At 71.7% G+C, this 14,994-nt stretch carries 15 protein-coding genes and 1 pseudogene; 7 read left to right on the forward strand and 9 right to left on the reverse strand.

The window, feature by feature from the left end:
• The 6 genes from glpR to galU all read right to left on the reverse strand — a co-directional run.
• Window positions 1-892, reverse strand: an 892-nt coding sequence (gene glpR, locus CCN56_RS26820; RefSeq protein WP_086830542.1) for a gephyrin-like molybdotransferase receptor GlpR, incomplete at its 3' end; no start/stop codon positions are given.
• A 137-nt stretch (window positions 893-1,029) separates the two neighbouring features.
• Window positions 1,030-1,641 (reverse strand): GNAT family N-acetyltransferase, encoded by a 612-nt coding sequence (locus CCN56_RS26825; protein WP_086830543.1) that lies wholly within the window; start codon window positions 1,639-1,641, stop codon window positions 1,030-1,032.
• Window positions 1,638-2,153 (reverse strand): molybdenum cofactor biosynthesis protein B, encoded by a 516-nt coding sequence (locus tag CCN56_RS26830; protein ID WP_086830552.1) that lies wholly within the window; start codon window positions 2,151-2,153, stop codon window positions 1,638-1,640. The genes CCN56_RS26825 and CCN56_RS26830 overlap by 4 nt, the downstream gene beginning before the upstream one ends.
• 38 nt (window positions 2,154-2,191) lie before the next feature.
• Window positions 2,192-2,677 (reverse strand): cyclic pyranopterin monophosphate synthase MoaC, encoded by a 486-nt coding sequence (gene moaC / locus CCN56_RS26835; RefSeq protein ID WP_030546596.1) that lies wholly within the window; start codon window positions 2,675-2,677, stop codon window positions 2,192-2,194.
• A 59-nt stretch (window positions 2,678-2,736) separates the two neighbouring features.
• A complete protein-coding gene (gene glp, locus CCN56_RS26840; RefSeq protein WP_179199993.1) occupies window positions 2,737-4,005 on the reverse strand; it encodes a gephyrin-like molybdotransferase Glp in 1,269 nt (422 codons plus the stop codon).
• A gap of 85 nt (window positions 4,006-4,090) precedes the next feature.
• Window positions 4,091-5,002: a UTP--glucose-1-phosphate uridylyltransferase GalU gene (gene galU / locus CCN56_RS26845; RefSeq protein ID WP_086830545.1), complete on the reverse strand. Its 912-nt coding sequence runs from the start codon at window positions 5,000-5,002 to the stop codon at window positions 4,091-4,093.
• 104 nt (window positions 5,003-5,106) lie between these two features.
• On the opposite strand from galU, the gene CCN56_RS26850 reads away from it, so the two are divergent.
• The gene (locus CCN56_RS26850) at window positions 5,107-5,718 is read left to right on the forward strand and encodes a 5-formyltetrahydrofolate cyclo-ligase (protein ID WP_086830546.1); all 612 of its coding nucleotides are present in this window, start codon (window positions 5,107-5,109) and stop codon (window positions 5,716-5,718) included.
• Here the strand turns inward: CCN56_RS26850 and CCN56_RS26855 are convergent.
• Window positions 5,702-8,458 carry a penicillin acylase family protein gene (locus tag CCN56_RS26855; protein WP_086830547.1) on the reverse strand — a complete coding sequence of 919 codons (2,757 nt, stop codon included), beginning with the start codon at window positions 8,456-8,458 and terminating at the stop codon, window positions 5,702-5,704. The genes CCN56_RS26850 and CCN56_RS26855 overlap by 17 nt on opposite strands.
• Window positions 8,459-8,673: 215 nt before the next feature.
• Here CCN56_RS26855 and CCN56_RS26860 point away from each other — a divergent pair, with 215 nt between their 5' ends.
• From CCN56_RS26860 to mscL, 6 genes are all read left to right on the forward strand, one after another.
• Entirely contained in the window at window positions 8,674-10,242 is a 1,569-nt protein-coding gene (locus tag CCN56_RS26860; protein ID WP_256962168.1) for a potassium/proton antiporter, read from the forward strand.
• Between the two features lie 251 nt (window positions 10,243-10,493).
• Window positions 10,494-11,765: an MFS transporter gene (locus CCN56_RS26865; RefSeq protein WP_086830548.1), complete on the forward strand. Its 1,272-nt coding sequence runs from the start codon at window positions 10,494-10,496 to the stop codon at window positions 11,763-11,765.
• Window positions 11,766-11,833: 68 nt separating this feature from the next.
• The gene (locus tag CCN56_RS26870) at window positions 11,834-12,169 is read left to right on the forward strand and encodes an FmdB family zinc ribbon protein (protein WP_086830549.1); all 336 of its coding nucleotides are present in this window, start codon (window positions 11,834-11,836) and stop codon (window positions 12,167-12,169) included.
• 82 nt (window positions 12,170-12,251) lie between these two features.
• Window positions 12,252-13,097: an S-methyl-5'-thioadenosine phosphorylase gene (locus CCN56_RS26875; RefSeq protein ID WP_086830550.1), complete on the forward strand. Its 846-nt coding sequence runs from the start codon at window positions 12,252-12,254 to the stop codon at window positions 13,095-13,097.
• A gap of 253 nt (window positions 13,098-13,350) precedes the next feature.
• The gene (locus CCN56_RS44935) at window positions 13,351-13,821 is read left to right on the forward strand and encodes a hypothetical protein (RefSeq protein ID WP_256962166.1); all 471 of its coding nucleotides are present in this window, start codon (window positions 13,351-13,353) and stop codon (window positions 13,819-13,821) included.
• 138 nt (window positions 13,822-13,959) lie between these two features.
• Complete coding sequence (mscL, locus tag CCN56_RS26885; protein ID WP_256962167.1) at window positions 13,960-14,481, forward strand: large conductance mechanosensitive channel protein MscL; 522 nt, start codon at window positions 13,960-13,962, stop codon at window positions 14,479-14,481.
• Window positions 14,482-14,500: 19 nt separating this feature from the next.
• Here the strand turns inward: mscL and CCN56_RS26890 are convergent, their stop codons facing one another.
• The gene (locus tag CCN56_RS26890) at window positions 14,501-14,725 is read right to left on the reverse strand and encodes a hypothetical protein (RefSeq protein ID WP_086830551.1); all 225 of its coding nucleotides are present in this window, start codon (window positions 14,723-14,725) and stop codon (window positions 14,501-14,503) included.
• A 42-nt stretch (window positions 14,726-14,767) separates the two neighbouring features.
• Window positions 14,768-14,994, reverse strand: a pseudogene (locus tag CCN56_RS26895) (hypothetical protein); the annotation flags it as partial.

Raw genomic sequence — 14,994 nt, forward strand, 5'->3', positions numbered from 1 at the left:
TGGAGGAGCGGGCCGCGCTCCAGGTCTCCGGGTCCGTGATGTCGATGCCGTTCGTGGCGCGCGGGGCGACCGGGGCGGTGACGTACGTGGGGAGCGGCACCGGGACCGGGTCCCAGCTGTCGCCGCGGGCCGGGCCGCGCTCGCGCTGCTGGTCCACCCACTCGGCGTGGTCGGTCTGCTCGACCAGGGCGCGCCGGTCCGCCTCCTGCGGGGAGACCGCCGGGGCGGGGGTCGAGTCGGCCTCCGGTTCCGGCGTCGGGGCCGGGCGGCGGCTCTCGCGCAGCCGGGCGGCGGCCGCTTCGGCGCGGCGCCGGTCCATCACGTACACGAAGCGCCGGCGCTCCTGGACCCGCAGGTGCACGATGTACGCGCTGAGGAGCAGGGCGGGGACCGCCGGGGCCCACAGGAAGGCGACGCCGCCGACGGCCGCGACGACCGCCCCGAGGGTGAAGGCGGCGAAGAGGAGCGTGGTGACCCGGCGGCGCCGCGCGAGGACCTTGCCGCGGCGGGCGCGCTCGGCGGCGCCCGGGGCGGGGCGGGCCGGTGCGGGGTTCGGCGCCGGTTCCGGGTCGGGTTCCGGGAGTTCCAGGCGCGCTTCCGTCCTGGCCGCGGGCGCGGAGAAGGCCCGGACGTCGACCGAGCTCAGATGCTCGGTCTCCGCGTCCGGGTCCACGTCGGGCGTCGGTCCCTGCGCCGTACGGTCCCGCTCCTTGAGCTCCTTGGCGTACCGACGCTCCATGCCCGCCCGTCCGGAAAGCAGCCGGATGGCGGTGCTGAAGCGTTCCGTCGGACGGGCTTCGTTCAGCTCGTCCTGCCTGCGGAGCCACATCGGCACCAAGTAGGCGGCCCAGGCCCCGACGATGACTGCGTAGATGAGGCCGCTGCTGCTCACGCCTCACACGGTAGAGGGGTTCTGTAACACGCATCGGCCAATTGGCCCGGTGTGTCGCACGATCTGGCTGATATCACTGAACTTTTTTGTGATTGTTCAGATCGATTGACCGCCAACTGGCGATTTAATTCGAACACTTATTGCATTCTTGATTGGCGGTAGCGCCTCAGGAGCCCCTCCGGCACCTCCTCCGCCGTCAGCGCGAACACCAGGTGGTCCCGCCACGCGCCGTCGATGTGGAGGTAGCGGGGCCGCAGCCCCTCCTCGCGGAAGCCGAGCTTCTCCACCACCCGGCGCGAAGGGCCGTTCTCCGGACGGATGCACACCTCCATGCGGTGCAGCCCGACCACCCGGAAGCAGTGGTCGACGGCGAGCGCGACCGCCGTCGGCATCACCCCGCGCCCGGCCACCTCGCTGTCCACCCAGTACCCCACGTGCCCCGAGCACATCGAGCCCCAGGTGATCCCGGCCACCGTCAACTGGCCGACGAGCCGCCCCCGGTACTCGATCACGAACGGCAGCATCCGCCCGGCGTTCGCCTCCGACCTCAGGTGGCGCACCATCTGACGGTACGTGGGGCGCTGGGCGACGGGCGCGCCCGGAGGTGCCGGCGGAACCGTCGCCTCCCAGGGCCGCAGCCACTCGCGGTTGCGCCGGTTCACCTCGCGCCAGGCCGCCTGGTCGCGCATCCTTATCGGTCGGAGCACCACCTCGCCGTCGACGAGGACCGCCGGCCAGGACGAGATCACGACGCTCTCGGGTGGTCGCCGCCGCGGATCTGGTCGACGGCATGGCGCAGGAGCGGCTCCAGGACGGCGAGCCCGTCGCGCACCCCGCCCGGGGACCCCGGCAGGTTCACGATCAGCGTGCCGCCCGCGACCCCGGCCAGACCTCGCGAGAGCGCCGCCGTCGGGACCTTCTCGCGGCCGTACGCGCGGATCGCCTCCGGGATGCCCGGGATCTCGCGGTCGAGGACCCGGCGGGTGACCTCGGGGGTCTCGTCCGTGGGCGAGATGCCCGTGCCGCCGGTCGTCACGATCACGTCGTACCCGGCGGCGACCCCGGCGCGCAGGGCCGCCTCGACGGGCGCCCCGTCCGGGACGACCTGCGGGCCGTCCACGGCGAAGCGCATCCGGGTCAGGCCCTCGGCGATCAGCGGACCGCCCTTGTCCTCGTACACCCCCGCCGAAGCCCGGTTGGAGGCCGTGACGACGAGAGCGCGGTAGGCAGCGGCCGGGACCTCCTCGGGGGCGGGCTCCACGTGCTCCTCGTGCGTGCCGGCCACCCGGCCCGCGCGCGTCACGCCTCGGCCCTCGTCCAGTGGCCCGACTTGCCGCCCGTCTTCTCCTCCACCCGTACGTCGGAGATGACCGCGCCCTTGTCGACCGCCTTGATCATGTCGACGACGGTCAGGGCCGCCACCGAGACCGCCGTGAGGGCCTCCATCTCGACGCCCGTGCGGTCCGTGGTCTTCACCGTCGCCAGGATCTCGACCGCGTCGTCCGTGACCGCCAGGTCCAGGGTGACGCCCGAGACGGCCAGCGGGTGGCAGAGCGGGATGAGGTCCGGGGTCTTCTTCGCGCCCATGATCCCGGCGATGCGGGCGGTGGCCAGCGCGTCGCCCTTCGGGACGCCCTCGCCGCGCAGCAGCTCGATCACGCGCGGCGAGACGAGGACCCGCCCGCTGGCGCGGGCGGTGCGGGACGTGACGTCCTTCGCCGATACGTCGACCATGCGGGCCGCGCCCGCCTCGTCGATGTGGGTGAGACCTTGCTGCGTGCTCATGGCCGTGACACTCCCGGTCGCTGTGTGAAGGACGACACCGTACCCCCAGCGTCGCCCCCTCAGCCCAGGAGGACCACTTCCAGCTCGGCGCCCGGCTCCACGCTCTCCGCCTCCTCCGGGACCACGAGCAGGCAGTCGGCGTGCGCGAGGGCCGCGATCAGGTGGGAGCCGGCACCGCCCACGGGTGTGACGGTGCCCGCCTCCCGGTCGTACGTGCCGCGCAGGAACTGGCGGCGGCCGGCCGGGGACGACAGTGCCTTGTCGGCGCCGAGGACCGCCCGCACCGTGGGCCGGTGCAGGTCCTCGACGCCCATCAGGGCCCGGATCGCGGGCCGTACGAACAGCTCGAAGGAGACGTACGACGAGACCGGATTGCCCGGCAGGGCGAGCAGCGGGATCTGCTCGGCGCCGACCGCGCCGAAGCCCTGCGGCTTGCCCGGCTGCATGGCCAGCTTGCGGAAGTCGACCTGCCCGTCGGCGGTCAGCGCCTCCTTCACCACGTCGTACGCGCCGACGCTCACCCCGCCGGTGGTCACGATCAGGTCGGCCCGGATGAGCTGGTCCTCGATGGTGGCGCGCAGCGACTCCGCGTCGTCGGCGACGGCCCCCACCCGGTAGGCCAGGGCGCCGGCGTCCCGGGCGGCGGCGGCGAGCGCGAAGCTGTTGGAGTCGTGGATCTGGCCCTCGCCCAGCGGCTCGCCGGGCTGGACGAGCTCGCTGCCGGTGGACAGGACGACGACCCGGGGGCGGGGGCGGACCTTCACCGTGCCGCGGCCGATGGCGGCGAGCAGGCCGATCTGCGGCGGCCCGAGGACCGTGCCCGCCGCGAGGGCGAGCTCCCCGGCCCGTACGTCGCTGCCGGCCCTGCGGACGTGGGCACCGGCCTCGGCGGAGCGGTGGACCCGGACCTCGCCGGCTGCGCCCTCGGGGGCGGTGCTCGCGGCGGTCATGCCGGTGGCCGCGCCCCCGCCCGTACCGCCGTCGGTCCACTCGACGGGGACGACGGCCTCGGCGCCGGGCGGCAGCGGGGCGCCGGTCATGATCCGGGCGGCCTCGCCGGGGCCGACCTCGGGCAGGCCGCCCGCGCCCGCGGCGACGTCGCCGATGACGGTGAGGACGGCGGGGAACTCCTCGGTGGCACCGGCGACGTCGGCGACCCGGACCGCGTACCCGTCCATGGAGCTGTTGTCGAAGGGGGGCAGCGCGACCCGCACCGTCACGTCCTCGACGAGGACGCAGCCCTGGGCGTCGAGGAGTTGCAGCTCGATCGGTTCGAGCGGGGAGACCGTCGCGAGGATGTCGGCGAGGTGCTCGTCCACCGACCACAGGCCGCGGGCCGGGCCCGCGCAGGGGTCGGCCGCGCCTGCCGCGTGCTCGTGGTCGTGCTCGTGTGCCGTGCTGCTGCTCAAGGTGCTACATCTCCTCGCTGACGTATCTCCGGAGCCAGGCCCGGAAGTCCGGTCCCAGATCTTCACGTTCGCACGCGAGTCTGACAATGGCACGCAGATAGTCGCCGCGGTCGCCGGTGTCATAGCGGCGGCCCTTGAACACGACACCGTGCACCGGGCCGCCGATCTTCTCGTCCGAGGCGAGTTTCTGCAGGGCGTCGGTCAGCTGGATCTCTCCGCCGCGGCCCGGCTCGGTGTCCCGCAGGGTGTCGAAGACGGCCGGATCCAGTACGTAACGGCCGATGATCGCGTAATTGCTGGGCGCCTCGCCCGGATCCGGCTTCTCGACCAGGTCCGTCACCTGCACGACGTCCGAGTCGGCGGTCGGCTCGACCGCCGCGCAGCCGTAGAGGTGGATCTGCGAGGGCTCGACCTCCATGAGGGCGATCACGCTGCCGCCCTCCCGCTCCTGGACCTCCACCATCCGCGCGAGCAGCGGGTCGCGCGGGTCGATCAGGTCGTCGCCGAGGAGCACCGCGAAGGGCTGGTCGCCGACGTGCGGGGCGGCGCAGAGCACGGCGTGGCCGAGGCCGCGCGGGGCGCCCTGGCGGACGTAGTGCATGGTGGCCAGGTCGCTGGACTCCTGGACCTTGGAGAGGCGTTCTTCGTCGCCCTTCCGGATCAGCGCCTCCTCCAGCTCGTAGTTCCGGTCGAAGTGGTCCTCCAGGGGACGCTTGTTCCGGCCGGTGATCATCAGGACGTCGGAGAGGCCGGCCGCGACGGCCTCCTCGACGACGTACTGGATGGCCGGCTTGTCGACGACCGGCAGCATCTCCTTCGGCGTCGCCTTGGTCGCCGGAAGGAAGCGTGTACCGAGACCGGCGGCGGGGATGACAGCCTTGCTGATCCGGCCGAGCCTGGGGAGCGACTGATTCATGCGGAGAACCTTAGTCGTTCGGAATGAGAAGAAGATGTGACTTCGGTTAACTTTCTTGACATAAAGACAGTTACGAGAATTTCACGAACGCACAGAAGGCTGTCATGAATCCGGAGATGTCCGAAAAGACCGTGCTGCGCAGCCGACTTCTGGGTGCCCGCGCCGTACTGGCCCCCGTCGTCATTGAGGACGCCGCCGAATCCCTCGCCCAACACGGAATGGAACTGGCCGAACTCTCCGGGGCCGCCACCGTCGCCGCCTATGCGTCGGTGGGCCGCGAACCGGGCACGCGCGCACTGCTCGACGCCCTCCACGCGCGCGGGGTGCGGGTCCTGCTCCCCGTCCTGCTGCCCGACAACGACCTGGACTGGGCGGCTTACGAGGGACGGGAAGCGCTGACGAAGGCCGGCCGCGGCCTCCTGGAGCCGACCGGGCCCCGGCTCGGCCCCGAGGCGGTGTGCGCGGCCGACGCCGTGCTGCTGCCGGGCCTCGCCGTCGACGGGCGCGGGATGCGGCTCGGGCGGGGCGGCGGCTCGTACGACCGGGTCCTCGCCCGCCTCGCACGCGCGGGCGTGGATCCGGCCCTGGTGGTGCTCCTCTACGCGGACGAGGTGGTCACGCGGGTCCCGGAGGAACCGCACGACCACCCCGTGCACGCGGTGGTGACCCCGGAGGGGGTCATCCGATTCCGCCCCTGGATCAGGGCTTCAGCGTGAGTGTGTCCTTCGCCGCCGCGTCGACCGCCGCCTTGCCGTAGGCCCAGTCGTACAGCTCGCCCTTCGCCCAGGTGTCCGTCTGGTCGGTGTAGTTCGAGTGGAAGGCGTGCCCGGAGGCGCCGGTCAGGTTGACCCACCGGGACTTGTCCCAGTCGCCGACGTTGACGACCATCCGCATCGACGGCACCCAGATGACCTCGTAGCCGCCGGCCGCGTTCCAGCCGGTGGCGTCGACCGCCGCCTCGCCGCCGCCCAGGTTCCACGGGCCGCGGTTGAGGAGCTTCTGCACGACGTCGGGTCCGGCGGTGCCGAGGGTCTGGTTCTTCAGGGTCAGCTGGTGCAGCCGGCCCCAGCTCCAGGTGGAGACGTCCTTGCCGAGCTTGGCGGTCAGCTCCCAGCGGGCGTCCTTCATGGCGCGGGCGAGCAGCTGGTCACGGGTCTCGGTGGCCGGGTCCAGGCGGTTGCCGGGGGTCGTCCACCACTCGTTCTTCTCCTGCTTGAGCAGCGGGCGGACCACCTCGTACCAGCGGTCGCCGCCGTCCGGCTGCGCCGAGTCGGGGTCGCGCTGGCCGCACTCGCGGACGAGCCTGTTCTGCTCGTCGACCGGGCCGGTGGCGTCGGCCGGGCGGACGCTGATGCAGTCGCCCTCGGCGCGCAGCTCCTTGGGCAGCTTGTTCCCGAAGGCGAGCTTGAGGACGTTGCGCCAGACCGCGTTGAAGTAGGCGGCGGCGGCCGAGTCGGGATCCTGGGTGTAGTCCCAGCCCTCCAGGAGCTTCTGCGCCTCGCGGACCTGCGGGTCGGCGATGTCGATCTTCAGGAGCAGCGGGTTGAGCAGGGTCGCGATCTCGCTGCGGTTGTCGGTCTGCATGGTCCGCATGTCGTCCGGCGAGATCTTGCCGCCGTCCTTGATCTTCGACTCGATGAGGTCGTTGATCCGCTGGCTGCGCGAGCCGTAGCCCCAGTCCTTGGTGAGCAGGTCGGGGTAGGTCTTCTGGTCGATCACGGCCTGGTTGGCGGTGACGATGTAGCCGCGCTCCGGGTTGTACTCGTACGGCAGCTTCTCGAAGGGGATGTAGCCCTTCCACCGGTACTTGGAGTCCCAGCCGGGCGCGGGCAGGGTGCCGTCGCCCGTGGCGCGCTGCGGGATCTTGCCCGGGGACTGGTAGCCGATGTTGCCCTCGGCGTCGGCGTAGATCAGGTTCTGGGACGGCACCTCGAAGTTCTTGGCGGCGGCCCGGAAGGTGGTGAAGTCCTTGGCGCGGTCGATCGCGAAGATCGCGTCCATCGAGTGGCCGGGCTGGAGCGCGGTCCACTGGAGGGAGACGCCGTAGCCGGTGCCGCGGTCGGGGGCGGCGTTGCCGACGGGGGCCTTCTGGCCGACCTTCTCCAGTTCGGAGGAGCGGTCGGAGACGAGCGGTCCGTGCCCGGTGGAGCGGACGGTGATCTTGCGGTCGGTGCCGCCGGCGACCTTGATGGTCTCCTCGCGGCTGGTGAAGGGCTTGACCTTGCCGTCGACGAGGTAGCCGTCGGGGCCGATCTTCTCCAGGTAGAGGTCGGTCACGTCGGCGCCGAGGTTGGTGAGGCCCCAGGCGATCTTGTCGTTGTGGCCGATGATCACGCCGGGCATGCCGGAGAAGGTGTAGCCGGCGACGTCGTAGCGGCAGGTCTCCGAGACCGAGCGGCAGTGCAGGCCCATCTGGTACCAGAGGGACGGCAGCTGGGGCGCGAGGTGCGGGTCGTTGGCGAGGAGCGGCTTGCCGGAGGTCGTGTACTTGCCGGCGACGACCCAGGAGTTCGAGCCGATGCCGTTGCCGTTCGGGCCGAGCAGGGCGGGGACGGTGTCGAGGACCTCGGAGAGGGCCCCGAGCTGGGAGGACACACCGCCGGAGGAACCGGAGGAGCCGCCCGGACCCGTGCCCGGGGTGTCCCCGGTGGTCGTCCCGTCGCCCTCGGTCGCGTCGGCCTTCGGGTCGAACTTCCCGTCGTCGCCGACCGCGCCCTTGTCGACGATCGGCTGGTGGAGCGCGTACGGGTACTCCGGGTACAGCTGCTTGATCTGCTTCGCGCTCAGCCGGCTCGTCATCAGCGAGCGGTCGATCTCGTCCTGCATGTTGCCGCGCAGGTCCCAGGCCATCGCCTTGAGCCAGGCCACCGAGTCGACGGGGGTCCACGGCTCGATCGCGTAGTCGTTGGTGAGGGCGAGCGCCGCGTACTCGACGGAGACGTCCTTCGGGGCGCGGTCCTTCAGATAGGCGTTGACGCCCTCCGCGTACGCCTTGAGGTACTTCTTCGTCTCCGGCGACAGGACCTTGTCGTACTCCTCCTGCGCGACCCGGCGCCAGCCGAGGGTGCGCAGGAAGGCGTCGGTGTCGACCTGGCTCTCGCCGAACATCTCGGAGAGCCGGCCCGCGGTCACGTGCCGGCGGACGTCCATCTCGTAGAACCGGTCCTGCGCCTGGACGTAGCCCTGGGCGCGGAAGAGGTCCGTCTCGTTGTCGGCGTAGATCTGCGGGACGCCGTTCGCGTCCCGCTTCACCTCGACGTCGGCGGAGAGGTTGTCGAGGCGGATCTCGCCGGTCGTCTGCGGGAACGAGGCCCGGACGGTGCTGACGCCCCAGTAACCGCCGAAGCCGATGCCCGCGACCAGTGCGAGGACCAGGAGGACGAGGATCAGGCGGGCGCGCCGCCCTTTCTTCTTGGCGGTCTTCTTGCCGGGGGGCGCGGACGTGTTGGAGGGCATCGCTGTCCTTCGAGGGGCAGGGTGGTCCTGGAGTACGGGAGCAACCTTAGGCGCAGCGTCCGGACGGCCCGGACTCGGTGTCAGGAAGAGAACCGTACTGATGAGCGAGTGAACGCAAAGAGCGCGTCAAGAAAGCGTTAAAGATTAGGTAAGGTAACGAAGTACCTTGCCGCTGGAGGAACGATCCAGCCGCACGTGAGGGGAAGGAACGGCCACTGACTGTCCACCAGCTCAACGAACTCCTGCTCGTCTGCTCCCTCGTCCTGCTCGTGGCCGTCGCGGCCGTGCGGATCTCCTCCCGGAGCGGGCTCCCCAGCCTCCTGCTCTACCTGGGCATCGGCGTCGCGATCGGGCAGGACGGCATCGGCAACGTCGCCTTCGACAACGCGGAACTCACGCAGGTCATCGGCTACGCCGCCCTCGTCGTGATCCTCGCCGAGGGCGGTCTCGGCACGAAGTGGAAGGAGATCAAGCCGGCGCTGCCCGCCGCGGTCGTCCTCTCCACCGTCGGCGTCGCCGTCAGCGTCGGCATCACCGCCGCCGGCGCCCACTACCTCGTCGGCCTCGACTGGCGGCAGGCCCTGATCATCGGCGCCGTCGTGTCCTCCACCGACGCCGCGGCCGTCTTCTCCGTACTGCGCAAGGTGCCCCTCCCCTCACGGGTCACCGGTGTCCTGGAGGCCGAGTCCGGCTTCAACGACGCCCCCGTCGTCATCCTCGTCGTCGCCTTCTCCACGGTCGGACCGGTCGACCACTGGTACCTGCTCGTCGCCGAGATCGCCCTCGAACTCGCCATCGGCGTCGCCGTCGGCCTCGCCGTCGGCTTCGTCGGCGCCTACGGCCTCAAGCACGTCGCGCTGCCCGCCTCCGGCCTGTACCCGATCGCCGTCATGGCCATCGCCGTCGTCGCGTACGCCGCCGGCGCCATGGCCCACGGCTCCGGCTTCCTCGCCGTCTACCTGGCCTCGATGGTCCTCGGCAACGCCAAGCTGCCCCACGCGCCCGCGAACCGCGGCTTCGCCGAGGGACTCGGCTGGATCGCCCAGATCGGCATGTTCGTCCTGCTCGGCCTGCTCGTCACCCCGCACGAGCTCGGCCACGACTTCTGGCCCGCCGTCGTCATCGGCCTCGTCCTGACGGTGGTCGCCCGGCCCATGGAGGTCCTGGTCAGCCTGCTGCCCTTCCGGATCCCCTGGCAGGAGCAGGCCCTGATGTCCTGGGCCGGCCTGCGCGGAGCCGTCCCCATCATCCTCGCCACCATCCCGATGGTGTCGAAGATCGAGGGCAGCGAGCGGATCTTCAACATCGTCTTCGTCCTCGTCGTCGTCTACACCCTCGTCCAGGGCCCGACGCTGCCCTGGCTGGCCAAGGCACTCAAGCTGGGCGACGCCGCCGAGGCCGCCGACCTCGGCGTCGAGTCCGCACCCCTGGAGCGGCTGCGCGGACACCTGCTCTCCGTCGCCATCCCGGAGCGCTCCCGGATGCACGGCGTCGAGGTCGCCGAGCTGCGCCTCCCGGCCGGAGCCGCGGTCACCCTCGTCGTACGGGAGGACGCCAGCTTCGTACCGGGGCCCGCGACCGTCCTGCGGCACGGCGACGAACTCCTCGTGGTCGCCACCGACCCCGTACGGGACGCCACCGAGCGACGCCTGCGGGCCGTCGGCCAGGGCGGCAAGCTCGCCGGCTGGCTCGGGACCGGGGGCGCGACGGCGGCCTCGGCGCCGGCCGCCACGGGGCGCTTCCATCTGCCGGGCAGCGCTGGACAGAAGAAAACTTCCGGTTAATCCCAGGCATTAATTCAGGTGCGGGAGCGTTTTCCCAGGCGGGAAGACGCTCTTCCCTGTACCATGAAGGCACACCTGATCGAACCAACTCTGCCTGACGCAGAGCTGGCGCGACCGTATGGCGGCCGTGGCGCCCCTCCGCAGTGGGGCCGGCCCGGTATCTACCGCAGTAACGCGCATGAGGACAGCTCTCGGCGACACCCGCACCACCGTGCAGGGGCGCGCTACCAGGCGGCAGAAAGGCAAGGACCGTGGCGTCCACGGTCATCACGGACAAGCGGCCCGGCTACGGGCAGCTGCTGCGCACACCCGGTGCACTGTCCTTCCTGCTCCCCGGCTTCGCCGCCCGGCAGCCCTTCGCGATGCTGACCATCGGCATCGTCCTGCTCGTGCAGCACACCACCGGCTCCTTCGGCAGCGCCGGCGCGGTCGCCGCCGTCACCGGCGTCTCCATGGCACTGTTCGCCCCGCAGAGCGGCAAGCTCGCCGACCGCTTCGGCCAGCGCGCCGTCCTGGTCCCCGGCGTCCTCGTCCACGCCGCCTCCGTCTCGCTGCTCGTCGCGCTCGCCCTGGCCGGCGCCCCGATCTGGGCGCTGTTCCTGGCCGCCGTCCCCGCCGGCGCCTCCGTGCCCCAGGTCGGTCCGATGGTCCGGGCCCGCTGGGCCGCCAAGCTGGACGGCACCCCGCTGATGCCGACGGCCGCCGCCTTCGAATCCGTCACGGACGAGTTCACCTTCGTCGTCGGCCCCGTCCTCGCCACCGCCCTGTGCACCGGCGTCCACCCGGCCGCCGGCCTGATCGCCGAAGCCGCCCTCACCCTCGTCGGCGGCCTGTTCTTCGCCGCGCAGCGCGCCACCCAGCCCGCGTACGGGATCGCCGCGGCCACCTCCGTCGAGCCCCACCGCTCGGCGCTCTCCGTCCCCGGCGTCCGCGTCCTGATCGTCGCCTTCCTCGGCATCGGCTCCGTCTTCGGCGGCATGCAGGTCTCCCTCACCGCCTTCACCGAGGAGATCGGCAACCCCGGCGCCAACGGCCTGCTGTACGGGATCTTCGCCGCCGGCAACATGCTCGCGGGCATCGCCATGGGCGCCGTCGCCTGGAAGAGCGGCCCCCACCGCCGCCTGATCCTGGGCTACGCGGGCCTCACCGCCGCCGCCTCCCTGCTGTGGACCGCGCACTCGGTGCTGCTCCTCGGCGCCCTGGGCCTGGTCGTCGGCCTGTGCATCGCCCCCGCCCTGATCACCGGCTACACCATCGTCGAGACCCTGATCCCGGCCTCGGCCCGTACCGAGGCCTTCACCTGGCTCACCGGCGCCGTCGCGCTCGGCCAGGCCGCGGCCGTCACGGTCGCCGGCCGCCTCGCCGACGCCCACGGCGCGAGCACCGGATTCCTGGTGCCGATGGCGGGCACGGCCCTCGCCCTGACCACGCTGCTCGCCCTGCGCTCGCGGCTGAAGCCGCGCGAGGCGAGCCGGGTCGCGGCACGTGGTATCGGTCACCGAGTGCCGGTGGCGGTGGACTGAGCCAGCGGAATACGTCACTATGGATCGTCGTTAGCACTCGATGAGTGTGAGTGCCAGGAGGAAGTCAAGTGCCGACCTACCAGTACCAGTGCACCGAGTGCGGCGAAGGCCTCGAGGCGGTGCAGAAGTTCACCGATGACGCCCTGACCGAGTGCCCCAGCTGCCACGGACGCCTGAAGAAGGTGTTCTCGGCCGTCGGCATCGTCTTCAAGGGCTCCGGCTTCTACCGGAACGACAGCCGCGGTTCGTCGTCCAGCAGCTCGCCGGCCTCGTCGAAGTCCTCGTCGTCGACCTCTTCGTCCGCGTCTTCCTCGTCCTCCTCGGACGCGAAGCCGGCCGCGTCGACCGCGTCCTCTTCCTCCTCCTCGACGTCCTCGTCGAGCACCGGAAGCTCGGCCGCCTGATCCGTCGTCCTGCCTTTGGGCCCCGTCGCCGCGTGCGACGGGGCCCTCGGCGTTTCCGTACGCGGTGCATAGGCTGACCGCCATGGCGAACCATGACGTGTACGCGGACATCGGCGTGATCGGCGGCTCCGGCTTCTACTCGTTCCTGGAGGACGTCACGGAGGTGTCCGTCGACACCCCGTACGGCAGCCCCAGCGACTCCCTCTTCCTCGGCGAGGTCGCCGGCCGGCGGGTCGCCTTCCTCCCCCGGCACGGCCGCGGCCACACCGTCCCGCCGCACCGGATCAACTACCGCGCCAACCTCTGGGCGCTCCGCTCCGTGGGCGTACGGCAGGTCCTCGGGCCCTGCGCCGTCGGCGGACTGCGCGAGGAGTACGGGCCCGGCACGCTCGTCGTACCCGACCAGCTCGTCGACCGCACGAAGAGCCGGGCGCAGACCTACTTCGACGGGGAGCGGCGGGCCGACGGGGCCGTGCCGAACGTCGTCCACGTGACCTTCGCCGACCCCTACTGCCCGGACGGGCGGCGGGTCGCGGTCAAGGCCGCCCGGGGACACGGCTGGGAGCCGGTGGACGGCGGCACGATGGTCGTCGTCGAAGGGCCCCGCTTCTCCACCCGCGCCGAGTCTCGGTGGCACGCCGCCGCCGGCTGGTCCGTGGTCGGCATGACCGGGCACCCCGAGGCCGTCCTCGCCCGCGAGCTGGGCCTCTGCTACACCTCGCTCGCGCTCGTCACCGACCTGGACGCGGGCGCCGAGACCGGCGAGGGCGTCTCCCACACCGAGGTGCTGCGGGTGTTCGGCGAGAACGTGGGGCGGCTGCGGGAGGTGCTCTTCGACGCGGTGGGGGCCCTGCCGGCGACGGCGGACCGGGACTGCCTGTGCATGCGGGCGCACGACGGCTGGGACCTGGGGATCGGGCTGCCGTAAACCAGCCTGGGGGCCGGGCTGCCGCAAACCAGCCTGGGGACCGGGCTGCCGTAAACCACCCCGGGGAGTGGGCTGCCGCAAACCACCCCGGGGAGTGGGCGAGTTGTCCACAGGTGCGGGGTGGTCCCCAGGCGGGAGCGGGGTGGTGGCGGAGTCGGGAGAGTGGGAGCACATCCCGTTCCCGACCAGGACAGGCGGCACCCCCATGCGCATGACGACGACCTCCCCTTCCTCCGTCCCTCCCCTTTGCACGGTGCCGGCGTTCGAGCCGCTACGGGTCGGGGGCGCCCCGCACCGGCTGCGGAGGGCGCTCCGGCGGGGGCGGCGCGCACCGGCGCTGCTCCTGGCCCTGACGGCGGGCGCGCTGGCCGTCGCGAGCACGGGCGCCGCCCCGGCCGCACCCCCTCCGTCGGCGCCCGCTCGCGCGCGGCCGCCCGCCGCCGTGCCCCTGGTGTCCGCGCCGGTACGGATCGCCGACGCCGCGACCGTACGGCTGCTGCGGCCCGGCGACCGGGTCGACGTGATCGCCGCGCCCAACTCGCCGCTGGGCGGGGAGGGTGAGGCGCGGGTGGTCGCGACGGGCGCCCGAGTGGCCGAAGTTCCGCGGCCGGGCGAGACTCGTTCGGACGGAGGGGCGCTCGTCGTCCTGTCCGTGCCGCGGTCGACGGCGGCGGTGCTGGCAGGTGCCGGCGTCACGTCCCAACTGGCGGTGACGGTGTGCTGATTCGCACTGACTCACTGTCAAGTCACCGTCCCGTGTGTACGGATTGGACGCCTCTGTGCCGTTCACGGCCTAATGGCTCCGCACACAGCGGTACACGCGACTTCACACGCGATTTAGCACGCGACGAAAGGCACCTCGGTGGCCGAGAAGAAGGAAAGTTTGCTGGGAGGCTTCAAGGCCTTCCTGATGCGGGGCAACGTGATCGACCTGGCGGTGGCGGTCGTCATCGGTGCGGCCTTCACGAACATCGTGAACTCGGTGGTCAAGGGCATCATCAACCCGATCGTCGGCGCCTTCGGCACCAAGGACCTGGAGAGCTACGCGTCCTGCATCAAGGGCGAGTGCGTGGTGGTCAACGGCGAGATGCAGGGTGTCCAGATCCAGTGGGGCCTGGTCCTCAGCGCGGTGCTGAGCTTCCTGATCACCGCGGCCGTCGTCTACTTCCTCATGGTGCTGCCGATGGCGAAGATCCTCGCCAAGCGCGCCGCGCACGAGAAGGCGAAGGAGGGCGTCGAGGAGGTCATGGAGGTCAGCGAGCTGGAGGTGCTCAAGGAGATCCGCGACCACCTGGTCTCCCAGCGCGTCCCGTCCGTGAACAACACGCACCCGGGCACCGGGGTCGTCGGCGGTGGGAACGCGGGGGCGCACTCCACCTCCTGACCGGCGCGGTGGGCCGGTTTCAGAGGTGGTGCGGCGGCTTCTCGTCGAGGAAGCGCGCGAGGTCGGCGGCGCTGTCGCCGCCGGCTGGAGGCCGCTCACCCCACCCGCGGTCCGTGTCGTCCGCGGATTGCTGGTCCAGCGGATCGTCGAAGACGAGTACCGGCTTCTTCGGAGTGTTCTCGGGACTGGGCGTCAGGCCGGGCTGCTTCGCGTCTCGCGGGCCGTGGGCGGGGGCGGTGCTCATCTCTCCAGACTACGCCCGCTCACCCGCCCCGTACCCCTCTGATCAGCGGTCTTTCGGGTCGATCAGCCAGAGGCCGAGGACCACCAGGAACGACAGGACGAGGAAGCCCGCACCCCACCAGGCCGTGCCGGTGTTCCCGGACATCCACTCGTCCACCACGATGGTCAGCCCCCAGAGCTGGCCGATGACCACCGTGAGCGCCAGCGCGAGGCGGGCCGAGAGCTTCGAGGACCGTTCCGGCTCCTGCTCCGTACCGGCCCCGGGGCCGG

Origin of the sequence: Streptomyces sp. NRRL B-24572 (genome assembly GCF_002156145.1) — a bacterium.
In the GTDB taxonomy this organism is placed as follows: domain Bacteria; phylum Actinomycetota; class Actinomycetes; order Streptomycetales; family Streptomycetaceae; genus Streptomyces; species Streptomyces vietnamensis.